At 61.3% G+C, this 22,336-nt stretch carries 19 protein-coding genes; 4 read left to right on the top strand and 15 right to left on the bottom strand.

What is annotated here, in order from left to right; genetic code table 11:
• Positions 1-60 precede the first annotated feature (60 nt).
• The gene (locus tag HWY05_RS03185; RefSeq protein WP_176057367.1) at positions 61-957 is read right to left on the bottom strand and encodes an alpha/beta hydrolase; all 897 of its coding nucleotides are present in this window, start codon (positions 955-957) and stop codon (positions 61-63) included.
• A gap of 24 nt (positions 958-981) precedes the next feature.
• Between HWY05_RS03185 and HWY05_RS03180 the strand changes: the two genes are divergently transcribed.
• Both HWY05_RS03180 and HWY05_RS03175 read left to right on the top strand, forming a co-directional pair.
• Complete coding sequence (locus HWY05_RS03180) at positions 982-1,797, top strand: TetR/AcrR family transcriptional regulator (protein WP_208459073.1); 816 nt, start codon at positions 982-984, stop codon at positions 1,795-1,797.
• A gap of 95 nt (positions 1,798-1,892) precedes the next feature.
• Positions 1,893-2,843 carry a helix-turn-helix domain-containing protein gene (locus tag HWY05_RS03175; RefSeq protein ID WP_176057366.1) on the top strand — a complete coding sequence of 317 codons (951 nt, stop codon included), beginning with the start codon at positions 1,893-1,895 and terminating at the stop codon, positions 2,841-2,843.
• A 61-nt stretch (positions 2,844-2,904) separates the two neighbouring features.
• On the opposite strand, the gene HWY05_RS03170 is transcribed toward HWY05_RS03175, so the two are convergent.
• The 3 genes from HWY05_RS03170 to HWY05_RS03160 all read right to left on the bottom strand — a co-directional run bounded on the left by HWY05_RS03170 (position 2,905) and on the right by HWY05_RS03160 (position 5,209).
• Positions 2,905-3,387, bottom strand: coding sequence for an SgcJ/EcaC family oxidoreductase (locus HWY05_RS03170; RefSeq protein ID WP_176057365.1), 483 nt, complete (start codon positions 3,385-3,387; stop codon positions 2,905-2,907).
• A 129-nt stretch (positions 3,388-3,516) separates the two neighbouring features.
• A complete protein-coding gene (locus tag HWY05_RS03165; RefSeq protein WP_244146473.1) occupies positions 3,517-4,371 on the bottom strand; it encodes a DJ-1/PfpI family protein in 855 nt (284 codons plus the stop codon).
• Between the two features lie 91 nt (positions 4,372-4,462).
• Positions 4,463-5,209, bottom strand: coding sequence for an SDR family oxidoreductase (locus HWY05_RS03160; protein ID WP_176057363.1), 747 nt, complete (start codon positions 5,207-5,209; stop codon positions 4,463-4,465).
• Positions 5,210-5,604: 395 nt separating this feature from the next.
• Between HWY05_RS03160 and HWY05_RS03155 the strand changes: the two genes are divergently transcribed.
• Positions 5,605-6,435: an inositol monophosphatase gene (locus tag HWY05_RS03155; RefSeq protein ID WP_051980892.1), complete on the top strand. Its 831-nt coding sequence runs from the start codon at positions 5,605-5,607 to the stop codon at positions 6,433-6,435.
• 31 nt (positions 6,436-6,466) lie between these two features.
• On the opposite strand, the gene HWY05_RS03150 is transcribed toward HWY05_RS03155, so the two are convergent.
• Together HWY05_RS03150 and HWY05_RS03145 are read right to left on the bottom strand one after the other, a co-directional pair.
• Positions 6,467-7,453 (bottom strand): LLM class oxidoreductase, encoded by a 987-nt coding sequence (locus HWY05_RS03150; protein ID WP_176057362.1) that lies wholly within the window; start codon positions 7,451-7,453, stop codon positions 6,467-6,469.
• Positions 7,454-7,551: 98 nt separating this feature from the next.
• Positions 7,552-9,927, bottom strand: a complete 2,376-nt coding sequence (locus tag HWY05_RS03145; protein ID WP_176057361.1) for a DNA polymerase II — start codon at positions 9,925-9,927, stop codon at positions 7,552-7,554.
• A 171-nt stretch (positions 9,928-10,098) separates the two neighbouring features.
• Here HWY05_RS03145 and HWY05_RS03140 point away from each other — a divergent pair, with 171 nt between their 5' ends.
• Positions 10,099-10,524 (top strand): PRC-barrel domain-containing protein, encoded by a 426-nt coding sequence (locus tag HWY05_RS03140; protein ID WP_035558253.1) that lies wholly within the window; start codon positions 10,099-10,101, stop codon positions 10,522-10,524.
• 182 nt (positions 10,525-10,706) lie between these two features.
• On the opposite strand, the gene HWY05_RS03135 is transcribed toward HWY05_RS03140, so the two are convergent.
• From HWY05_RS03135 to HWY05_RS03095, 9 genes are all read right to left on the bottom strand, one after another.
• On the bottom strand, positions 10,707-11,717 hold the full coding sequence (locus HWY05_RS03135; protein ID WP_176057360.1) for a DUF2891 domain-containing protein: 1,011 nt from the start codon (positions 11,715-11,717) through the stop codon (positions 10,707-10,709).
• Positions 11,718-12,135: 418 nt separating this feature from the next.
• Entirely contained in the window at positions 12,136-13,458 is a 1,323-nt protein-coding gene (locus HWY05_RS03130) for an FAD-binding oxidoreductase (protein WP_176057359.1), read from the bottom strand.
• A complete protein-coding gene (locus HWY05_RS03125) occupies positions 13,458-14,750 on the bottom strand; it encodes an FAD-binding oxidoreductase (protein WP_176057358.1) in 1,293 nt (430 codons plus the stop codon). Before HWY05_RS03125 ends, HWY05_RS03130 begins: the two co-directional genes overlap by 1 nt.
• Before the next feature lie 56 nt (positions 14,751-14,806).
• Entirely contained in the window at positions 14,807-16,396 is a 1,590-nt protein-coding gene (locus tag HWY05_RS03120; protein WP_176057357.1) for a DUF3138 family protein, read from the bottom strand.
• Positions 16,397-16,434: 38 nt separating this feature from the next.
• The gene (locus HWY05_RS03115) at positions 16,435-17,346 is read right to left on the bottom strand and encodes an ABC transporter permease subunit (protein WP_035558238.1); all 912 of its coding nucleotides are present in this window, start codon (positions 17,344-17,346) and stop codon (positions 16,435-16,437) included.
• On the bottom strand, positions 17,343-18,314 hold the full coding sequence (locus HWY05_RS03110; RefSeq protein ID WP_176057356.1) for an ABC transporter permease subunit: 972 nt from the start codon (positions 18,312-18,314) through the stop codon (positions 17,343-17,345). Before HWY05_RS03110 ends, HWY05_RS03115 begins: the two co-directional genes overlap by 4 nt.
• Positions 18,311-19,474 (bottom strand): polyamine ABC transporter ATP-binding protein, encoded by a 1,164-nt coding sequence (gene potA / locus HWY05_RS03105; RefSeq protein WP_176057355.1) that lies wholly within the window; start codon positions 19,472-19,474, stop codon positions 18,311-18,313. Before potA ends, HWY05_RS03110 begins: the two co-directional genes overlap by 4 nt.
• 210 nt (positions 19,475-19,684) lie before the next feature.
• Positions 19,685-20,806, bottom strand: a complete 1,122-nt coding sequence (locus HWY05_RS03100) for a polyamine ABC transporter substrate-binding protein (protein WP_035558229.1) — start codon at positions 20,804-20,806, stop codon at positions 19,685-19,687.
• A 71-nt stretch (positions 20,807-20,877) separates the two neighbouring features.
• Complete coding sequence (locus HWY05_RS03095; protein WP_035558226.1) at positions 20,878-22,314, bottom strand: aspartate aminotransferase family protein; 1,437 nt, start codon at positions 22,312-22,314, stop codon at positions 20,878-20,880.
• Between the last annotated feature and the right edge of the window lie 22 nt (positions 22,315-22,336).

The raw sequence follows: 22,336 nt of genomic DNA, 5'->3' as shown, positions 1-22,336 counted from the left end.
CTATTGAAGAAGATTTGCGCCGTATGGAGCGGACATTCGACGCTAACTAATTTTTTCGAATCAGACGCTAATGTGCCGTGCGAGAAACGGTAGTAGCGACGCCAACACTTCTTGCGGAGCCTCTTCGGGTTGGAGATGGCCGCCGGAAGTCGCATTCCCGCTTACGTCGTTTGCCCACCGCAGCCAGATATCGACCGGCGTCTGTTGCTCCGACACGCGATCGACCTGCGGCCAGAGTACGAGTACCGGGCATGGCATTTTTCGACCCGCTGCGAGGTCGCCATGATCGAGCGCGAGGTCTTCGTTTAAGGCGGCTCGATAGTCTTCGCAGATGGCATGTCGCACAACGGGGTCGCGAAACGCCGCTCGGTAGGCATCCAGCGCTGCCGGCTCAATCACGTCCCGGCCGTCGGTCATCCTGGCCAGCGCCTGTGCAATGAAAGCGTCTGGATCGGCCGAAAGCAGGCGCTCGGGCAAGTCCGCCTCCTGGGCGAAGAAAAACCAGTGGAAGGCGTGCGCTGCAGAGCGATAGTCGATCGCTGCCATGGCGTCCGCGGTCGGTATCACGGTAAGCGAGGTATAGGCCGTTACTCTCGTCGGATGGTCGAGTGCGAGTCGATATCCCACGCGCGCACCGCGGTCGTGACCGACGATAGCAAAGCGATCGTGACCGAGATGGGTCATGAGCGCGGCAAGCGCATCGCCGGCACGTCGCTTGGTCCATCGCGGCGACATGTCGCGGGGCCGACTGGCACCGTAGCCTGGCAGATCGGGAATGACGACTGAGTAGTGTTTCGCGAGTTCCGGAGCGAGCCTTCGCCACGCGATGTGGGTCTGCGGATAACCGTGGAGTAGCAAAAAAGGCGGACCGTCGCCGCCCATCGCGCCGGCAAACCGCACATCACCGGCCTCGATGTCGATGCGCTGCAACGACGGAAAAAAGGCTGGGGAAGACATGATCTACTCCTCTAGCGCGGCGGATTGGCCGACCACGAAACCGGCGTGCTCGATCACATCCGCTGTTTCTTGCGGCATATCGATCATGCGGCCGCCGTGCCATGCATCACGCACCAGGACGAGCATCGTGGAAGTGAAATCAGACCTGGTCATACGTATTTATTAGCGATCGTTAAAAAACGCATTCTGGTGGCCTTGACAGGCATCGTCAAGTGTTTTTTAATGATCGCTATGAAACAGACGATTCCAGCGGAGAAATCCGCTTCGACCCGTAAGACCGGCAGGCCGCGCGCTTTTGATGAAGACACGGCGGTGGAGACGGCTATGCGGCTTTTTTGGCGACATGGTTACGAAGGTGTAGGCATGAGCGAACTCACCAAGGCGATTGGTGTGGCGCCGCCTAGCCTGTACGGTGTGTTCGGCAGCAAGGCCGATTTGTACCGTCGCGCGCTTGACCGCTATTCGCAAGCGTTCAACCTGGTCGACCGGTCGGCCGTTCAGGAGGCTGATTCGCTCGCCGATGCGGTGCGCCGATTGCTGGCCGCCGCGATCGACACGGTGACCGCCGAAGAGGGTGAACGTAGTTGCATGGTGTCAAGCGGCATGCTCTGCGCGCACCCCGATCATCACGAACTGATCGCGGAACTGGCGCAGCGCCGTGACGGGATTCGGCAGGACATTGCTGCGGTACTGACGCCATGGCTGGAGGATCCTCGGCTCGCATCCACCGCACGACATCTGGCGTCCGTGCTGCTCGGGTTCTCCATCCAGGCGCGCGACGGTGCGTCGCGTGAAGAGTTGCTGGAGACCGCGGAAGACATCGCTCTGTTGTTTGAATAGGTTCGGCGCCACATCGAACACGCCATTCTCGAATGGCGCAATCTAAGGGTTCTCGGTAAAATACGTCATTCAACGTGTTGACGGTTAACTCCCTCATGACGCATCGAATTGGATTTTTCGTGTGCGATGGCCACGACGCTCTGGATCTTGGCGGACCACTTTCGGCGTTTAATCAGGTGGCAATGGCCGCCGGCCAGACTCCCTATGTTCTCCATGTCATCTCGCAGCCCGGAGGCCCGATTGTCGGCAACACGGGCCTTTCTATCGAGACGAAGCCCGCGCGGAGGCGCACGTTCGACACGGTCGTATTCGTGGGCGGCGATATCGATCCGATGCAGACACCAGAGAACATCACCGCGGCCAGGCGATTGGCTGCCAACGCCTCGCGAGTGGCAAGCGTATGTACGGGCGCGTTTCTGCTGGCGGAAACCGGCTTGCTGGATGGGCGGAGAGCAACCACGCACTGGCGCTACGCTGCTCAATTGCAGTCGCGCTTTCCTCGCACCAAGGTCGAGGGCGATAGCATTTATATAGCGGACGGACGCATGTGGACATCGGCGGGCATCGCCGCGGGAATAGACCTCGCGCTTGCCATGATCGAAGCGGATATGGGCGCGACAGTTGCGCGCGCAACCGCCAGGCTTTTGGTCGTTCCCTACCGTCGACCAGGCGGTCAGTCCCAATTCTCCGCGATGTCGCAAATGGAACCGGAGTCGGACCGCATTCGCATTGCTTTGAATTTTGCCCGAGAACATCTGGCGGAGGCGCTACCTGTCGAGCGACTCGCCGAAGCCGCAAGTTTAAGTCTGCGACAATTTGGCCGGGCATTCCGCCGGGAAACGGGTGAAACACCGGCCAAGGCGGTCGAGCGCTTGCGCGTTGAAGCCGCGCGGTTGCGCCTTCAGGATGGTAGCGAACCGATTGAACAGATTGCTCTGGCCGTGGGATTTTCCGATCCGGAACGGATGCGGAGAGCGTTCGTCAAACTGCACGGACATCCGCCGCAATCGATCCGGCGCACGAGTAGATTGAGCTCGGGGCGCTGATCCTCCGACGGCGCACTAACGGATTTCAAACCACGCCGCGCGGAGTACTTTCACCGCTGGCTCAATGGTCGTCAGATTTCACGGGCGCGTAAGCATTCCAGATGTCGCGATGTAGTTTCCAGATGCCGTCCTGCTTCTGGAAGATGAGAATCTGTTTACCGCGAGATTTAAGCTTTCCACTGTGATCGCGGATCTCGGTATCCGAAACTTCCGTCACGATCCGATCGTCGCCATAGAACTCGGGATGGCTGAAGGAGACCGTATCCGGCTTGGCGCCTGCATAGCCTTTAGTGAAGTATTCGGTGATCGCGCTGGCCCCGATGACTCTGTCGCCCCCGGGCGGTAAGAGTGCGCCATCTTCCGTATAGAGGTGGCCTATCGCTTCATAATCCCCGCGCCGGAAGGCGTCGGCCCATCGTGCGTTCTCGGCTCTAATGGCCGCCTCGGGTTGAGTCTGTGGGCCACTGGACGTGGCGGACGCCGCAAAGGCGAAAAGGGAGAAGCAGGCTGCAAGGGCAGCGGCACAAAGACGAGTCTGTCGCATTGAATGAATTTAAATCCGGAGGTGAGTGGGAGAGGGCCGCACCCGATTGGGCAGGCGAATCAGGCAATGTCGGATGCGGCCTTCATCGAGGCCAGCAGTGTGGCCTCGTGCAGATTGCCTGCAGGTGTTTCAGCGAATGCCCGGAATGCGTGCGAGCCCTTTGGATGCACCGGGCAGTTCTTTTTCGACCATCGCAACGATTTCCGGCCGAGCGTCCCTGGGATGACCGGAATGGAACGGCGGCGCGGGATCATATTCGATCAGGAGTTGCGCGAATTCGGCGACCTGTTGACCGCGTAGTTTCGCGGCGACGCGCAGTGCGAAGTCGATGCCCGCCGTAATACCACCGCCGCTCATGAACCGGCCGTTGTCGTCTTCCACGAAGCGGTCCGGAACGGGGATAGCGCCATATTCCTTCAGGTCGTTGATAAAGGCCCAATGGCAGGCGCTCCGCTTACCCTTGAGAATGCCCGTTGCGGCGAGCACGAGCGAGCCATTGCAAACCGACGTCACATATCGGGCGCCGTCCGCCAGACGCCGGATCTGCGCCTGATACGCCGGCTGCATCGGCGCCGTCAGATCGGAGCCGCCGGGAACCATGATCAGATCGGCCTTGGCAACATCGGCGAGCCGTTCAGTCTTGCCATACACCACGCCATATTCGAGGGTCACAGGCCCTCCATCCAGGCTTGCGTAGCGAATGTTGGTATTGGGCAGCCAGTGGAAAACCTCGCTGGGGCCGGCAAAATCGAGAAGCGTTCCGTTGGGATACACCGCGATGACGATGTCGAGCGGTTCGGTCGGGGAAAGTATTCCTGTACTGGCCGCCTCGGCGAGAGCAGGCGTGGCGCGACCAAGTAGGGCGCCGCCTCCCAGCAGGGCGCCGAGTGTGGCGAGACTGCCGAGCTTGAGAACATCGCGGCGGGAAGGGCGCGTGTTGATCGATTGCGCCGGGAAGGCGTTGTGGTCGATGGGGTCTGTCACAGTGTTTTTTCCTATGCTTCGGCCTTCTCTGCAAGCGCAGCCAGGTCGGGCCGGGATGACGGGGAGCGTTCTCGAATCGAGAGCCGAAGCCTCAAAGTTGCGAGGCGCCGCCATCGACGACAAGTTCGGTGCCGACGACGTAGCAGGATTCGTCGCTGGCGAGATAGAGCGCCGCGTAGGCAATGTCGTCGGCCTTGCCCATGTGGCCCACCGGAATGGTTTTGGCGAACTCGGTCTTGAGGCTGCGAACCTGCTCGTCGGGCATTCCCCATTTGCCGAGCAGGGGCGTGTCGATCGCGCCGGGCGCAATCGCGTTGAAGCGGATGTTGCGGTCGAGAAACTCGTAGGACCAACTGCGCGCAAGCGACCGAACGGCGGCCTTCGCCGCCGCGGTCAACGAGATGCCATGCTTGCCGGTCTGCGCAACGAACGACGTATTGAGAATGACGGAGGCGCCTTCTCTCAAGTCCGGCAACACCGCCTGAAGTGTGAACACCACGCCTTTGACGTTGACGTCCATGATCTCGTCATAGAGCTGTGCGTCGATGTCGTTGACCGGGGACGGGAATGCCCAACCCGCATTGGCGAACACGATATCCAGGCCGCCGAACTTCTCTTTCACCTCCGCGGCAATTGACCGCATGTCTTCTATCGAGCGGACATCGCCCTTGAGAACGAGCGCATTCTCGCCAAGCTCCGTTTTCACGCGCTTAAATGCGGCCTCGTCTCGACCCGTAACCGCGACACGTGCGCCTTCTGCAATGAAGAGTCTGGCCGTCGCCAGACCGATGCCGCTCGTACCGCCTGTAATCAAAGCTGACTTGTTCTTAAGTCTCATCGTTAAGTCCTTTTCTGCTGCTTCGTGATTGATCAAGCCGAAGGTTGAAAGCGCAACCGGTTTGATCTTCGAGGCAAATTATGGAAGGCGACGCGGATGGCGAAAAGGTCGTATATCCCTCAAAAAACGCCGTCACGCGACGCTGAAAAAACCGACGTGATCGCGGGTGTTAACCGGGCGTGGTATGCTCGGTGCCCATGTTTGCACGCGTGTGCAGGCGCAGGTAACAGAGGCGCTTCTGGAACGCAGTGGGTGCCCGTCGCGCCAGCCACAACATTCAATCGGAACCCGGAGAGCTTTGTCGTGCGCCATGGTCTGAATCAGTTTTTCTCGCGTGAAATGCGGGTCGATTTGCCGTTCAAAACTCACAGCCTGGCACTTGCTGGAGCGCACGCATGACGGTCATTGAATCGCCGACACCACTCCCGATCGAGCTCGACGCCCGCTATACGCTTGCGCGCAAGATCGCCCAGCAAGCCGGCGAACGCGCGCTGCAGATGTTCCGCAACCGTGCCGCGCTCGAAGTCGAGCATAAGGGCGTGCAAGACTTCGTCAGCATTGCCGATCGCGAGGTGGAGGGCATTGTCAGGACAGCCGTGAGCGAAGCATTTCCAGACGACGCGTTTCTCGGCGAAGAAAGCGCGGCCGGTGCATCCGCTACGTTGTCGAGCGAGCGGGTGGTCTGGGTGGTCGATCCGATCGACGGTACGAGTTGCTTTCTGAATGGCCTGTACGCGTGGTGCGTGTCGATCGGCATTCTGGTGGACGGCGAGCCGCTAATCGGTGTGGTGTTCGATCCGAACAGCGGCGAGTTGTTTCATGCCGCGCGAGGACGCGGCGCGTTTGTCGGCGAGACGCCGTTAAACGCTAGTCCGGCGCGTAACGTTCGCGAAGGCCTGTTAGGCGTGGGCTTTTCTCATCGGCTGAAGCGGGAGGCGTTCTTGCCGTTTCTCGATCGGCTACTTGGCGACGGCGGCATGTTCATTCGCAACGGCTCGGGCGCGTTGATGCTGGCGTATGTCGCGGCGGGGCGGTTGATCGGCTATTACGAGCCGCACATCAATTCGTGGGACTGCCTCGCGGGAATCGTGCTGGTGCGCGAGGCGGGCGGCACGGTGAACGATTTCCTCGCGAACGGCGGACTGTTACGCGGTAATCCGATCATCGCCGCGGGTAGCGCGCTGTATCGGCCGTTGACGGCGCTTATCGACGGGCGTGTGGATTGATTCTGCTAGCGACTCGAAGACCGGCGAGCGCTCAGGCGTCTGCGATGCGATCCTGGCCTTCGAAATGAAACAGCGGCAGCACCTCGTCCGCCAGTTCCTCGATGGCCTCGGCAACAGGCCGTTCCGGCGACAGATTGAACGTCACATGATGCGTGCCCCCGGCCCGCATCTCGTTCAATATCGCAACGAGTGCATGCCGTCCGGTTCGATAACCGAGCGAGAGAGGTTGCACCGGCTCATGCGGGTCGTGGCTGAGTTCGAGCCGCATCGCGACACCGAACGCGCGGAGCGCGCCGGGCGCCGCGCGTTCGACAGCCGCGCGCCACATGCTGTAGCGGGCGCGCTGTGCATCGGGCTCGCGGTGATAAGTCATCCACCCCAACGAATGGCGAGCAATCCAGTCGACGCTCTGTCCACCCGAACCCACCGCAAGCAACGGCACCGTGTCGGTAGACTCGGGCAGCAGATTGAAAGTCGGCGCGCCTTCGGGCGTTTGATCGGGTATCACGCGGGAAGGGTTGCCCAAAGCCGCGGCCACCGTGTCCCAGTGGTCGCGATAGAGTTCGCGCCGTTCGTCGGCGTGTCGGCCGAACGCCGCGTATTCCGGCGGACGGTCGCCTGAACCGAGACCCAGAATGAAGCGTCCGCCGCTCAGCGTGTTGACGGACAGTGCCGCCTTGGCGATATGCAACGGATGCCGCAACGTGAGCACGATCGCGCCGCTCGCGAGCGCGATACGCTGTGTGCTCGCGGCGAGCGCGCCGAGCAATACCCACGGGTCGAGGTGTCCGACCGGGTCCGGGTAATCGGCGCTATTGAGCGGCACGTCGCGGATCCAGAGTGCGCGGAAGCCGCGCTGATCGGCGAGGCGCGCGAGCGCGACCTGTTCCGTGAAATCGGCCACGATCGTGCCCGGACGCAGCAAGGGCAGCGTGAGTCCGATACTGAGCGCGCCGTCTGCAAATACACGACCCGCCGTGCTCGCCGCGTCGTGCTGTGGTTCGTCTGCCGTTTGCAACGTTCGACTCCTTCACGTAGGCCGCTTCTGCCGGACACCGCAGATTCAATCGCGACGACTGTTGATCGTATGACTCCGTACCCGATGCTAGCACCGCCTCAAAACAACTGCCTTTGCCCCGACACCAACCTCGTAAAATCATCGCGCAGCAGCGGCAAGATTGCATCGGCAACGGGCTGCAATTGTCGCGTGAGATAGTGCTCGTAGTCGATCGCCGAGCGCAACGTTTCGAGCGGCTCGGGTCCGGCGATCGTCATCACATAGCTGATCCAGCCGCCGTTCTGATACTGCAGCGGCCGCCCTTGACGACGATTGAACTCGTCGGCCACGCGCGCCGCGCGCACATGGGGCGGTACGTTGCGCTCATAGTCGCCGAGCGACCGGCGCAGGCGCTTGCGATACACCAGTTGATCGTCAAGCTTGCCTGCGAGCGTATCGCGCACGTAATCGCGAACATAGTCCTGATACGGCTGCTGCTTGAAAATGCGCCGGTAGAGCTCCTGTTGAAACTGCTGCGCGAGCGGCGTCCAATCGGTGCGCACGGTTTCGAGCCCTTTGTAAACGATGTCTTCGCTACCGTCCGGTCGGATCGTCAGACCGGCGTAGCGTTTCTTGCTGCCTTCCTCGGCGCCGCGAATGGTCGGCATGAAGAAACGCTGGTAGTGGCGCTCGAATTGCAGTTCGAGTGCGCTATCGATGCCGAACCGCGCTTGCAGATTCTCCCGCCACCACGCGTTGATATGCTCGACGATCGCGCGGCCGATGCGACTCGCGTCTTCCTCGCTATGCGCGTGTTTGAGCCAGACGAAGGTGGAATCCGTGTCGCCGTAAATCACCTCATAGCCTTGGCCCTGAATCAACTCACGCGTGGCGTGCATGATTTCATGGCCACGCATGGTGATTGACGACGCGAGGCGCGGATCGAAGAAGCGGCAGCCGGTCGAACCCAGCACGCCGTAAAACGCGTTCATGATGATCTTCAGCGCCTGCGAAAGCGGGGCGTTGTGCTCGCGCTTCGCGACTTCGCGCCCCTGCCAGACCTGTTCGACGATCGACGGCAAACAATGGCGTGACCGCGAGAAACGGGCGCCGAGAAAGCCGGGCACGGATTGATCGTCGGCGGGATTCAGCATGCCTTCCACGAGGCCGACGGGGTCGATCAGAAACGTGCGGATAATCGACGGGTACAGACTCTTGTAGTCGAGCACCAGCACCGAATCGTAGAGCCCCGGCCGCGAATCCATCACGAATCCGCCGGGACTCGCGGCGCCCGCCACGTCGCCGAGATTCGGTGCGACGTAGCCTTGCCGATGCATGCGCGGCATATACAGATGCGTGAACGCCGCGACCGAGCCGCCGCTGCGATCCGCGGGCAAACCGGTCACCGTGGCACGCTCCAGCAGAAAGCGCAACAACTCGGTCTTCGCGAAGATACGCGTGACCAGCTCGCAATCCTTGAGGTTATAGCGCGCGAGCGCGGGCTTGTCCTCGTCGAAGCGGCGCTGGATTTCGTCCATGCGCTGATACGGATTGTCGATCGCCTTGCCTTCGCCGAGCACCGAGCGGGACACGTGTTCGAGACTGAACGACGGGAAACTCCATGTCGCGGAACGCAGCGCCTCGATGCCGTCGATAATCAAACGCCCCGCAGCGCCCGCAAAAAAGTGGTTTTGCTTGAGACCGTGCTCGCGCCATTCCATTACCGCACCGCCGCGACCGAGCCGCAACGGTACGCGATATTGTTCGGCGTGCTGCTGCAGCACCCGCAAATCGAACTGCACGAGATTCCAGCCGATGATCGCATCGGGATCATGCTTCTCCAGCCACGCGTTCAGCTTTTCCAGTAACAGCGCACGGGTTTCGCAGTAGTCGAGGTCGAAGTCGAGTTCGTCTTTATTACCCGCATCACCATTCGGCGGCCCGAGCATATACACCTGGCGCTGCCCGCATCCTTCGAGCGCGATCGAATACAACTCGGCATGCGCGCTGGTTTCGATATCGAGTGAGACCAGTTTTAAGGGTGGCCGGTAATCCGTGGCCGGTTTGAGTTCCGCATTCAGCAGCGGACCGCCGTTTTGCGCCTCGCCGCCGAACCACACCGGCGCCGTGATGAAACGCTCCATCATGTAGCGCTCGGGCGGAAAAACGTCCGCTTCGTAAACGTCGACACCGCCTTGTTTCAGGCGCTTTTCGAAGCCCGTCAATTGCCGGTACTGCGCACAGTAAAGCCCCATGACCGGCCGATGCTGAAAGTCGCGCAATTCGAGCGGACGCAGATCGAGCGGCGCTTCGCGGCGCAGCACCGTTTCGGCGCGCTCGCGATGCTCCGCGGGAATGAACGCGACCGATGGTTGCGGCCGCAAGCGGATGTGACGAGGCCCGCTGTCTGTTGCCAGCCAGAAATCGACTTCCGTGCCGGCGGGCGTGTCACGCCAATGCCGGGTCAATATGAAACCCTGTTCAAGCTCAGTCAAACTGCCACCTTTAATGCGGGCGTCATCGCCGTGCATAATTTTACCGCTATGCGCATGGTGTCCTGGCACGCTGGGTGCAACCGCGTCGCGCAGTCTGTATCATCGTCATGCAGCGATTCCTTCGGCGCGGATTCCGCGCCGGTCAAGTCTACTAAGAACGGAGTAAACGATATGACTTTGAGCAAGCTTGTGATTGCGGTCGCAGTTGCTGCAACCAGCCTGGGCGCGCAGGCGCAAGTCGCCGGCTCGCAGCCGTTGAGCGTCACGGTCGAACAATCCACCGCGCTGTTGAGCGGCTGGAGCGTGAAGAAGAGCATTCTCGGCAAGGCTGTGTACAACGATCAGAACGAGAAGATCGGTACGGTGCGCGATCTGGTGGTAGCGCCGGACGGTTCGCTGTCGGCGGCCATCGTCTCCGCAGGCGGATTCCTCGGCGTGGCGTCGCATGACGTCGCGGTGCCTATCGCTGCGCTGGATATTCGCGGCGGCAATTTCTATCTGGCCGGCGCGACGAAAGACGCGTTGAAGGCAACGCCCGAGTTCCAGTACAACAAGGTTCAGGCGCCGCCGAAGCCGAAGAAGCTGACGGCCCAGTAATGCAATAAGCCGGCGTGATCGCCGGCTGGGCGCAGCCAACGCGTCCAAACTGATGCAGTAATAGAAAAGCGGCGCTCGTGGCGCGAAACGGTAGAAGGTCAAACCGTTTCGCGCTGAGGGCGCCGCTATTTTTTTACTCGCTTGAATGGGCGATCGAGCTTTAACTCACCCCAACTCCGCCATCACGCTTCCAGCGCGAGCGTCGCGAACGTGCCCAGCCAATGCTCGCCCATATAGTCGCCCGCCACATGCGCCAGCGCGCTATGCAAATGCCGCTCGGCCGCCTCGAACAACACCGTGCGGCGAATGTCGCCGGCGGGCAGCGCGCGTGCCAATGAGCGCTGACACCACGCACGGCTCAGATTCAGGCCATCCAGATGCGCGATCTTGCCGTCGGTGCGATCCGTTACGGTAACGGGTTCGAACAGCGTAGCGGGCTTTTTCGCGCCAATGTCCGGCAGAAAGCGTCCGAACCAGTCGACGAATTGCGCCGGCGGCAAGACGCGCCGCATCAACTCCGCTTCCATGAGCGAAGGCGACAGGAACTCATCGCCTGCAGGCTCCCATGCCTGACAGCCCACGTCGTTCAGAAACCAGCGTTCCGCCGTGCTGACGAGCAACGCCTCAAGCGATCCGCGCGAGGTTTGCCGCGCGAAATCCAGCGTGAGCGACAGCGCGAACGCCATGTTGAAATGCGTGCCGACCCGCAACGGGTAAGTGGCCTTCGGTAAAAACTCTTCGAAACGTTCGACAAAGACCTCGGTGAGCGGCGCGAAAGTTTTCGCCCAGCGCGCGGCGTCCGAGAGTTTCAGCGATTCGAGTTGCGCGCTGAGCGCCAGCAACCACGCCCAACCATAGGGACGCTCGAATCCGCGGTTATGCGCCAGATCGAGATACGCGCGCTCGCCGGCCACATTGGCCGCGGTGAAATGTTCATCGACCACGGCGACGATACGCGCCGCTTCCGGTAGATCGGGAAAACGCTCGAGCAGATGCAGGATCAACCAGTAGCCGTGCACGCACGAATGCCAGTCGTAACTGCCGTAAAAAATTGGGTGCAATGCGCGCGGACCCTGCACGTCTTGCGGTCCATCCAGCGAGTGCGTCAGCTTGTTCGGATATTCGCGCGTGAGGTGAGCGAGCGCGAGATTGGCGAATCGGGAAGCGAGTTCGGGAGTCAGTAGAAGGGTCATCGGCGCCTCCTCAGAAGTGGCATACGAACGGACACGCCAGTATGGCGGTGACGATAAAAAATAGTAAAGCGGGCGGCCATGACGTTTTAGATCGCGCTGTTACGGTCGACACCCGCGTAATCGCGACGCCGGCCGTCACGCAGATTAATAGCGCGAATGCGGTGAACATCAAACCTGTCAGCCTGTACAGGTGACGCCACTCATGACGGCGAGGAAATGTAACACGATAAATTATCGATAAATAGTCAACAAAGTGTGTGCTGAGGGTAAACGCCGAGTCGCGCCGGCTTAGAGGACTTACAGCGCGCTCGCGGGTCGATCAGGTGGGGGATGAGGGGCGAAGAAGCACCGTATACCGCGATCAGCGGGCCGTCGTTGCAACGGCCGCCGCCTTATTTCTGGAGGACTTCGAAACCGCCTAGAACAGTTCGAGGATCCGGTGATACATCATGCCGAGTTCGAGCGCGGGGCCGCGCAACGCCGGGCCGCCGGGAAAGCGCGCGTGCCGTAACTGCGCAAACAGATCGAACGCCGCCGTCTCGCCGGCCATGGCCTTGGCGACGACGCGCCCGGCGATGCCCGTCAATGCCACGCCGTGCCCTGAAAAGCCCTGCACGTAGAAGTAATTCGGATCGATCGAACCGAAATCGGGCGCGCGATTGCGCGTCACGTCGACGAAACCGCCCCACGCATAGTCGATTTTCACGTCGGCGAGTTGCGGGAACACGCCGATCATGCGCTCGCGAATCTCCGCGCCGAGTTGCACCGGCGACGCGCCCGTCGAACTCGCGCGACCGCCGAATAACACGCGGTGATCCGCCGACAAGCGGAAATAGTCGAGGAAAAAGTTGTTGTCGCAGATCGCTTCGCGCTGCTGGATCAGCGCGTCCGCGCGTGCTTTGCCGAGCGGTTCCGTGGCGACGATATACGACGCGATCGGTGCGATGCGCGCCGCGATCGGCGCGGGTAGAACGTCGCCGATCGTCGCGTTGCCGCATGCGGCGACGAAGCGGCAGTGCACTTCGCCGCGCGCGGTTCGCACGACCGGCCGCGCGCCGCGCACCACATCGATTACCGGCGAATGCGCGAACAGTTGTGCGCCTTCGCGGCGCGCGGCATCGGCGAGACCGAGGCAGTATTTGAGCGGATGCAGATGGCCGGAAAACGGATCGTAAACGCCGGCGAGATAACGACGCGACGCGACTCGCGAACGGATTTCATCGGTATCGAGCCACGAGAGTTTTGTGTAGCCCCAACGTTGCGACGCCGATTCCATCCACGCACGCAAATCAGGTACGCGTTTCGGTTTCGTCGCCACCGTTAAATAACCGGCCGTGAAATCGCACTCGATGCCATAGCGTTCAATGCGCTCGCGCACCAGTGCCACACCTTCCACCGACATGGCCCACGCGGCGCGTGCGCCGTCGAGTCCGAGCTGTTTCTCGAGGACCTCGTCTTTCGCGAAACCCACCAGCGTCTGGCCGCCGTTGCGGCCCGACGCACCCCAGCCCGGCCGGTGTGCATCGAGCACGATCACCGAAAGGCCGCGCGCACGGCATTCGAGCGCCACCGACAAGCCGGCGAACCCCGCGCCGATCACGCACACGTCGGCTTCCAGCACGCCGTCTAGCGTGGGATCGTCGGCGGCCGGACGGGGCGCGCTGGCCTCGTAGTAGGAGTTGGCGATCAGCGCGTCGGCGCGCAGGTCGAGTGTGTTGAAGCCGGGAGTCGGTGCATTCATCAAAGCAGGTCCTTCATTCGATACCAGGCCATCGCGAGTACGAGGGCAGGGGTGCGCAGTGTAGCGCCGCCGGGAAAGTCGAGGTGGCGGATCTTGCCGAACAGATCGAAGCGCGACGCCTGGCCGTCGATCGCCTCGGCGATCAACTTACCGGCGAGACCCGTTGTGTTCACGCCATGCCCAGAGAAGCCCTGCGCAAAATAAATGGTGGGCGACAGGCGCCCGAAATGCGGCGCGCGGTTCATCGTGATGTCGACGAAACCGCCCCACGCATAGTCGACTTTGACATCGTCGAGTTGCGGGAAAGTCTTCAGCATATCGCGGCGCATCGCTTCGCCGAGGTTGCGCGGTGCGAATTTCGAATAGCTGACTTTGCCGCCCCACAGCAGGCGATTATCGGGCGCGGGCCGGAAGTAGTCGAGCACGAAGCGGCTGTCGCAAACCGCGGCTTTGGCGGGCATCAGCGCTTCGGCGCGGTCGGCATCGAGCGGTTCGGTGGCGATCACATAGGTGCCGACCGGCATGATCTTGCTCGCCACCTCCGGCGCGAGCTGGCCGAGATAGGTATTGCAGGCGAGCACGACGAACTGTGCATGCACCTTGCCGCGCGCGGTTTCGGCCACATGTCGGCCGTTTTCTTCACGCAGCGCGGTCACGCAACTGTCTTCGAAAATCTGTACGCCGGCCTCGCGCGCCGCGCGCGCAAGACCCAGCGTGTAATTCAACGGATGCAGATGGCCGCTGTCCGCGTCGAACAGACCGCCCAGATAGCGCTGCGATTGCACGTACTGGCCAATGCCGTCGGCGTCGACATAACTGAAGCGGTCATAGCCGAAGCGGCGTTGCGCTTCGTCGCGCCATTTTTGCAGCGCATCCGTATCGCGCGGTTTGTTCGCCGCGGTCAGATAACCGATCGTCAGATCGCAGTCGATCTGGTGCTTCGCGATTCGCTCCTTGACGATGTCGAGCGTTTCGAGGCCCATGGCCCAGACCCGCTTCACGTCGTCCGCGGGCATGAACTTCGCGAACGTGTCGATATCGCACGCAAAGCCGCCGATCAACTGGCCGCCATTGCGGCCGCTCGCCGCCCAGCCGACTTTCGACGCTTCGAGCACCGCGACCGTGTGGCCGCGTTCGGCGAGGTTCAGCGCAGTGGAAATGCCGGTCAGTCCCGCGCCGATCACGCAGACGTCGACCGTGATCGAGTCGTCCAGCGGGGGATGGCGCGTGTTGTCGTTGGCCGTAGCGGCGTAGTACGAAGGTACGTGAGGCTGGTTCGAGAAGCGGAGCATAGGCAGTGTGCGGGGTAGAGTGCCTGAGCGCGCGGCGCGCGCCCAGGCCGTGCGGATTAGAACGAGTAAATCAGCTGCGTGCCGAGCAGGTCGTTGGACTTGCCGTACGAGCCGTCGTTCTTCAGGAACACCTGCTTGTTGGCCCAATCGTGCCGGTATTCGACCTTCACCGTCACCTGCTGGGTCGGGTAGAACAACAGGTCGAGCGAGACGTCCTGATGGGTGGCGCCCTTGCATTCGAAACCGAGGCCGCCGTTACCCTTCGAATTGGCCAGACAGTCCGCGCCGATACCGAAGCCGTCCGCGGTGTCCATGCCATTCGCGTTCAACGCGACGCCGCCACCACCACCACCGTTCTTGCTGTCGACCAGCACGTCATAACGCGCGGTGAAACCCATGCGCCCGAGGCCCGGCATCGAGAACTTGCGATGCGCCAGCAACGACAGACCGTACCACTGCGCCTGGCCGCCGTTGAACGCGGCATTCTGCTGCTGGCCGTAGTCGACTTCGGCGTTGTACTGCACGTCCGCCTGCGTATAAGCCAGATCCGCTTCGCCGAAGAAGAACGTGCCGAATGCGCTCGACGCCTGACCGCCCACGCCATAGACCGGAATGGTGTTGCCGTTCACGTTCTGCGTCGCGGCGGAGAGCGTCTGACGACCGATATTGAACGAGCCGCCGATATCCAGCGCGCTCGACCAGGTGTAGTCGACGCGGGCCGTGAAGGTCGGGATCTTGTTGCTGCTCGTGATCGGATCGCCCAGCGCATTGGTGCCGGTCTGCACCACCGAACCGTACGTGCGGTACTGCTCGTTGCCGAGCATGAACTTCCATGCCCAGTTGCTGCCGTCGCCCGTGTAGTTCAGGCCGACGCCGAGATAGCTGCCCGGATCGGAGAAGTCGTACAGCAGGTTATGCGTGAGCGTCAGCATCTGATTCGACTGCTGCACTTCATAACCGCCGAAGCTCGGCATCAGGCCGGCCACGAAGGTCGTGGTCGCCGTCATCGGAATCGTCACAACGGCCGTGTTCAGGATGTTGTTGCCGATATTGCCGTGCTCGTTCTGCAGCAACGTGATGCCGTTGCCGCGGTTCGGCATCAACGTGATTTCGGCCGACGGCGCCATCGGGCCGACACCGAAGGTCTTCTTGATGTCGAGGTACAGATCGCCGAAGGTACTGTTGAAATAGTTGTAGCTGCTTTCGTGGTTCGCGAACAGGAACGACGAGCTGCTAGCCGCGCGGTTGTAAATGTAGGTCGGATCGATATAGCCGGTGACCGACAGGCCCGCGAGCGGTCCGGTGTTGGCGGCATCGACCAGCGAATCGACCTTCAGTTGCTGGTTGGCGATCTGCTGCTTCATCGTGTCGACCTGGTCGTTGGTCAACGCGGCGCGCGACTTGCCATAGTCAGGCGACGAAATGTCGACCGGCGCCTCGGCCATGGCCGGGGCAGGTGCCGGAGCCGCCACTATCGCCGCGTTGGCCTTCGGTTTGGTCGCCACTTCCGAGCGCAACTGCTTCACTTCCTTTTGCAGTGCGTTGAGTTGGGCCTGGAGCGCCTTGATCTGGTCGCTGGTGGCGTCTGCCATGGCCATGCCAGGCAAACTCCCCGCCACCAACAGACAGATGAGCTTCTTTCTCATGCAAATTCTCCTTATTGGTCGTATTGCAAAAGGACTTCTTATGCGCGTGCCGTATCGAGCGGTTTCCGTACGGCGGCTTGTTGTGGTGCGGAAGGTAAAGGGTCGGCGGCTTCGGCGAGGGCGAACGCCTGCTGCATGTCGCGATTGCGCTTACGCTCGCGGAGCTGCATCCAGCGGTTCACGGCAATCACGCCAATCGTCACCGTGGTGATGAAGATCGTGGCGAGCGCATTCATTTCCGGATTCAGGCCGAGACGGACCCGCGAGAACACGACCAGCGGCAGCGTGGTCGAACCCGGGCCGGAGAGGAACGCGGACAGCACGAGGTCGTCGAACGACAGCGTGAACGACAGCAGCCAGCCGGACATCAGGGCTTGCGAGATCAGCGGCAGCGTGATCAGGAAGAACACCTTGAACGGCGTGGCGCCGAGATCGAGCGCGGCTTCTTCGAGCGACTTGTTGAGCTCTTTCACCCGCGACTGCACGATGATCGCCACGTAAGAGACGCACAGCATCACGTGGCCGATCCAGATCGTGAAGAGACCACGGCCCTTCGGCCAGCCGAGCATCTGTTCAAGCGCAACGAACAGCAGCAACAGCGAGATGCCCTGAATCACTTCGGGAATCACCAGCGGCGCGTTGATCATGCCGGCGAACAGCGTGAAGCCGCGAAACCGGCCCATACGCGCCAGCACGAAGCCGGCCCATGTGCCGATCACCACGGACGCGAACGCGGTGAGCAGGCCGATTTTCATCGAGAGCCACGCGGCGTTCAGCAGTTCGTCGTCCTGCAGCAGCGCGCCGTACCATTTGAGCGAGAAGCCGGACCAGACGGTGACGAGCTTCGACTCGTTGAACGAATAGACAATCAGGCTGATGATCGGGATATACAGAAAGAGAAACCCGAACGTCAGCACGCTATTGGAAAGCGCTCTATTAGGCTTGATCATTTCGCGTCCTCCAGTTCCTTGACCTGGTAGTACTGGAACACGGCCATCGGCACGAGCAGCAGCAAGACCATCGCGACGGTGACGGCGGATGCCATCGGCCAGTCCATATCGTTGAAGAATTCATCCCACATCACACGGCCGATCATCAGCGTGTCGGCGCCGCCGAGCAGTTCGGGAATCACGTACTCGCCGACCGCCGGAATGAACACCAGCAGACTGCCGGCGATAATGCCGTTCTTCGACAGCGGCAACGTGATGCGTGTGAAGGCGGTCCACGGTTTGCAGCCGAGGTCGTAGGCCGCTTCGAGCAACGTCAGGTCCATCTTCACCAGATGCGCGTACAACGGCATCACCATGAAGGGCAGGTAGGAATAGACCATGCCGATATAGACGCCAATATCCGTGTGGTAGAGGCGCAACGGCGAATGAATCACGCCGATCGCCATCAGCGTGTGATTGAGCAGACCGTCGTCTTTCAGGATGCCGATCCATGCATAGACGCGGATCAGGAACGACGTCCAGAACGGCAGCATCACGCCCATCATCAGCAGGTTGCGTTTGGCGGGTTCCGAGCGGGCGATGTAATACGCGATCGGGTAGCCGAGCAGCAGGCAGAAGAAGGTCGAGACGGCGGCCATCTTCAGCGAGCTGATATAGGTCGCCACATACAGATCGTCCTGCAGCAGGAACGCGTAGTGGCCCAACTGGATCGCGAAGTGCACGATGCCGTCTTTGATCGTCATCAGATCCGTGTAGGGCGGAATGCCCAGACGCAGATCGGCGAAACTGATCTTCAGCACCAGCACGAACGGCAACGCGAAGAACAGCGTGAGCCACAGGAACGGCACGCCGATCACGGTCGTGCGGCCCGACGGCACGAACATCGCAAGGCGTTTTTTCAGCGAGCCTGACAGCCGGCTGCCGGACGGCGCGCCGAGCGCCGCGGGGGAGGAGGTGGGATGGCTCATTGCGTCAGCACCACGCCGCTAGCCGGCGACCAGTAGACGAACACGTCGTCGTTATAGGACGGCGCACCTTCGCTCATCAGGTGCGAGCTGGAGAGATTCGACACGACGGTCTTGCCGCTCGGCAGGCGCACGTGATACAGCGAATAGCTGCCCATGTAGGCCACATCCGAGACCACGCCGCGTGCCCAGTTGTGCGGCGTCGACGGTTTGTCGAGCGACACCTTCACGCGTTCGGGGCGCACCGAGATGCCCACCGGCATGCCGAGCGGGCCGGTAATGCCGTGGCTCACGTAAATGCGCGATTCGAGCTCTTCGCTTTCCACGAAGATGTGATCCGGTTCGTCCGCGACCACCGTGCCTTCGAACAGATTGGTCGAGCCGATGAACTCGGCGGAAAAGCGGCTATTCGGAAACTCGTACACCTGGCTGGGCGAGCCGATCTGCACGATGCGGCCTTCGCTCATCACCGCGAGGCGGCCGGCCATGGTCATCGCTTCTTCCTGATCGTGCGTGACCATCACGCAGGTCACGTCGACCTTCTCGATGATGTTCACCAGTTCGAGCTGGGTCTTCTGACGGATCTTTTTATCGAGCGCCGACATCGGCTCGTCGAGCAGCAGCAGCTTGGGGCGCTTGACCAGCGAACGGGCGAGCGCCACACGCTGCTGCTGGCCGCCTGATAACTGGTGCGGCTTGCGCTGGGCGTACTTGCTCATCTGCACGAGATGCAGCACGTCGGCGACGCGTTCCTTGATCTCGTTCTTCGGCGTGCCTTCCTGCTTCAGGCCGAAGGCAATGTTCGCCTCCACGCTCATGTGCGGGAACAGCGCATACGACTGGAACATCATGTTGACCGGCCGCTTGTACGGCGGCATCGCGGCGAGATCCTCGCCGTCGACGAAAATGCGCCCGGACGTAACCGTCTCGAGCCCCGCGAGCATGCGCAGGAGGGTGGACTTGCCGCAGCCTGAGCTGCCGAGCAACGCGAACAGTTCGTTCTTGGCGATGCTCAGATTGACATTGTCGACAGCGGTGCTGTCGCCGAATTTCTTCACGACGTTTTCGATGCGGACGAACTCCTCCGGTTTCGATTTTGTCGCTACTGCGGGGCGGGCCATCTGGGTGGCGCCGGCTGCGCTTTTTGAAGTCGTCGAGTTCATGATGTAACCATTCCTTGCGGATCGCGAGCGCAAGTGTCTCCCTACGAGACGCGGGAAGCGCCTCGCAACGTACGCTGCGATCGGAATACATGGGACTGCGCGCGGCTGGGACGCTATAGCGCGCAGGCTGACTGCCGTTACTGCCATTCATGCGCTCAGGGTTCGAGCGATCCCTGAGCGCGGGATCGAGGTTTTATCAGACTGGTTTAATCAATGACCGGTTTTAAGCTGTGCCCAAAGACGGTTTTCAAGGCGCAGAATATCGGTCGGCATAGGTTTCATCAGCGTCATTTTGCTGAGTACGTCGTCGCCCGGATAAACGGTCTTGTCCTGGACGACTGCCGGCGTCACGAACTGGCGCGCGGCCTTGTTCGCGGTCGGGTAGAACACTTCGTTGGTGATCGCTGCGTTGACCTTCGGATCTTCAATGTAGTTGATCCACTTGAGAGCGGCTTCGGCGTGCGGCGCATCTTTCGGAATCACCATCACGTCGAACCACAGCAAGCCGCCTTCCTTCACGTTCGAGAACTTGATCTGGTACGAGCGTTTCGCTTCCTCGGTGCGGCGGCTCGCAATGCCGACGTCGCCGGACCAGCCCACTGCGACGCACACGTCGTTATTGGCGAGGTCGTTGATGTAACCCGACGAGTTGAATTGGGTGATATAAGGGCGGACTTTCTTCAGCACTTCGAACGCAGCCTGATAGTCGGCGGGGTTCGTGCTGTTCGGGTCCTTATGCATGTATTGCAGCGTGGCGGCGAATACGTCGACAGCCTGGTCGAGGAACGATACGCCGCAACCTTTCAGCTTCGAGAGGTTGGCCGGATCGAACACGAGGGCCCAGCTATCCACCGGTGCATTGGCGCCGAGCGCTTTCTGCACGGCTTGCACGTTGTAGCCGATACCGTCGGTGCCGTAGGCCCAGGGCACACCGTACTGGTTGCCCGGGTCGGCGTCGGCGATCATCTTCATCAGCACGGGGTCGAGATTCGCGAGGTTCGGCAGCTTCGATTTGTCGAGCTTCTGATACACGCCCGCCTGAATCTGCTTGGCCATGTAGTTCGACGTGGGCACCACGATGTCGTAACCGGAACTGCCTGCGAGCAGCTTGGCCTGCAGCGTGTCGTCGCTATCGTAGTTGTCGTACTTGACCTTGATGCCGTCCTGCTTCTCGAAGTTCGGAATCGTGTCTTTCGCGATGTAATCCGACCAGTTATACACATTCAGTTCCGTGTCGGCCGCAAGGGCCGGCGTAACCGACAGCGCCGTAAAACCCGCGAAGGCGAGCAGCGCGGCCCCCGCGACCGCATGACGAAGATGACTAACGCTCATGGTTTTTTCCCTTGATGTGAAGAACCGGCATGAGCGTGAGATGTGGGTGCCCATGCCGGAACGGACTGCCGTTACGAAATACCGAGTTGTTGTGCGGTCGCATCGATGGCTTTTTTGGCCTTCGTGACGATCTCGTCGATTTCCAGCTTATTGATCACCAGCGGCGGCGACAGGAGCATGCGGTCGCCGGTGGCGCGCATGATCAGGTTGCCGTTGAAACAGAAGTCGCGGCAGATCGTGCCGACGTCGCCGCCGTTCGCGAAACGCTTGCGCGCCTGCGGGTCTTGCGCGAGTTGCAGACCGGCCACCAGACCTGCGCCGGAAATTTCACCGATGATCGGGTGATTGGCGAAGGTGTCGCGCAGCTTCTTCTGGAAGTACGGACCCGTGTCGGTTTTTACGCGCTCGACGATCTTCTCGTCGCGCAGCAGCTTGAGGTTGGCGACAGCGACCGCGGCCGCAACCGGGTGGCCCGAATAGGTGAGGCCGTGGTTGAAGTCGCCGCCTTCGATGATGACTTTGGCGACGCGGTCATGCAGACCGACCGCACCCATCGGCACATAGCCGCTCGTCAAACCCTTTGCCATCGTGATCAGATCCGGCTCGAAACCGAAGTGCTGATGCGCGAACCATTCGCCGGTGCGGCCGAACCCGCCGATCACTTCGTCGGCGACGAGCAGAATGTCGTACTTGCGGCAGATGCGCTGAATTTCCGGCCAGTACGTGGAGGCCGGGAAAATTACACCGCCCGCCCCCTGGAAAGGCTCACCGATAAACGCGGCCACATTGTCCGCGCCGATTTCGAGAATCTTCGCTTCCAGTTGTTGCGCGCGGGCCAGAGCGAATTCTTCCGGCGTCAGATTGCCTTGCGCTTCGCCGAAGAAATACGGCTGGTCGATATGCACGATGTTCTCGACCTTCGAGGGCATCTGCTCGTGCATGTAACCCATGCCGCCGAGCGTGCCGCCCGCAATGGTCGAACCGTGATAGCCGTTCTTGCGCGAGATCACGACCTTCTTCGACTGCTTGCCTTGCGCCGCCCAGTAATGGTGGACGATGCGCAGCACGGTGTCGTTGCCTTCCGAGCCGCTGTTGCAGTAGAAGAAATGGTTGAACGGCGCCGGCGCGAGTTCGGCGAGCAACGCCGACAGTTCGATCACCGGCGGGTGCGTGGTCTTGAAGAAGGTGTTGTAGAACGGCAGTTCCTGCATCTGCTTATACGCGGCATCGGCCAGTTCCTTGCGGCCATACCCCACGTTCACGCACCACAGGCCGGCCATCCCGTCGATCACCTTGTTGCCGTCCGAATCCCACAGATACACGCCTTCGGCCTTGACGATCACGCGGCTGCCGCTGCGGTTCAGCGCGCCCATATCCGAGAACGGATGGATGTGGTGCGCGGCGTCGAGCGCGCGGTATTCGGCGGTGCTGCGTTGTTGCTGCGCGGCCGGCGCGCTCGCCTGCACGGCCGGTTGGACGTAAGCGACTTCTTCTGTTCTGTAGCTCATACTGCCTCCAGTTTTTCTTGCG

Origin of the sequence: Paraburkholderia sp. BCC1876 (assembly GCF_902833695.1) — a bacterium.
Taxonomy (GTDB): Bacteria; Pseudomonadota; Gammaproteobacteria; order Burkholderiales; family Burkholderiaceae; genus Paraburkholderia.
This window is presented reverse-complemented; position numbering and strand designations above follow the sequence as displayed.

What these genes read in the sequence shown, in the direction of transcription:
- HWY05_RS03170 (WP_176057365.1), bottom strand. Translation starts at nt 3,387, where the DNA reads ATGCGACAGACTCGTCTTTGTGCCGCTGCCCTTGCAGCCTGCTTCTCC.
- HWY05_RS03135 (WP_176057360.1), bottom strand. Translation starts at nt 11,717, where the DNA reads ATGACCCTTCTACTGACTCCCGAACTCGCTTCCCGATTCGCCAATCTC.
- HWY05_RS03115 (WP_035558238.1), bottom strand. Translation starts at nt 17,346, where the DNA reads ATGATCAAGCCTAATAGAGCGCTTTCCAATAGCGTGCTGACGTTCGGG.
- HWY05_RS03160 (WP_176057363.1), bottom strand. Translation starts at nt 5,209, where the DNA reads ATGAGACTTAAGAACAAGTCAGCTTTGATTACAGGCGGTACGAGCGGC.
- HWY05_RS03175 (WP_176057366.1), top strand. Translation starts at nt 1,893, where the DNA reads ATGACGCATCGAATTGGATTTTTCGTGTGCGATGGCCACGACGCTCTG.
- HWY05_RS03100 (WP_035558229.1), bottom strand. Translation starts at nt 20,806, where the DNA reads ATGAGCGTTAGTCATCTTCGTCATGCGGTCGCGGGGGCCGCGCTGCTC.
- HWY05_RS03140 (WP_035558253.1), top strand. Translation starts at nt 10,099, where the DNA reads ATGACTTTGAGCAAGCTTGTGATTGCGGTCGCAGTTGCTGCAACCAGC.
- HWY05_RS03110 (WP_176057356.1), bottom strand. Translation starts at nt 18,314, where the DNA reads ATGAGCCATCCCACCTCCTCCCCCGCGGCGCTCGGCGCGCCGTCCGGC.
- potA (WP_176057355.1), bottom strand. Translation starts at nt 19,474, where the DNA reads ATGAACTCGACGACTTCAAAAAGCGCAGCCGGCGCCACCCAGATGGCC.
- HWY05_RS03185 (WP_176057367.1), bottom strand. Translation starts at nt 957, where the DNA reads ATGTCTTCCCCAGCCTTTTTTCCGTCGTTGCAGCGCATCGACATCGAG.
- HWY05_RS03120 (WP_176057357.1), bottom strand. Translation starts at nt 16,396, where the DNA reads ATGAGAAAGAAGCTCATCTGTCTGTTGGTGGCGGGGAGTTTGCCTGGC.
- HWY05_RS03130 (WP_176057359.1), bottom strand. Translation starts at nt 13,458, where the DNA reads ATGAATGCACCGACTCCCGGCTTCAACACACTCGACCTGCGCGCCGAC.
- HWY05_RS03095 (WP_035558226.1), bottom strand. Translation starts at nt 22,314, where the DNA reads ATGAGCTACAGAACAGAAGAAGTCGCTTACGTCCAACCGGCCGTGCAG.
- HWY05_RS03125 (WP_176057358.1), bottom strand. Translation starts at nt 14,750, where the DNA reads ATGCTCCGCTTCTCGAACCAGCCTCACGTACCTTCGTACTACGCCGCT.
- HWY05_RS03155 (WP_051980892.1), top strand. Translation starts at nt 5,605, where the DNA reads ATGACGGTCATTGAATCGCCGACACCACTCCCGATCGAGCTCGACGCC.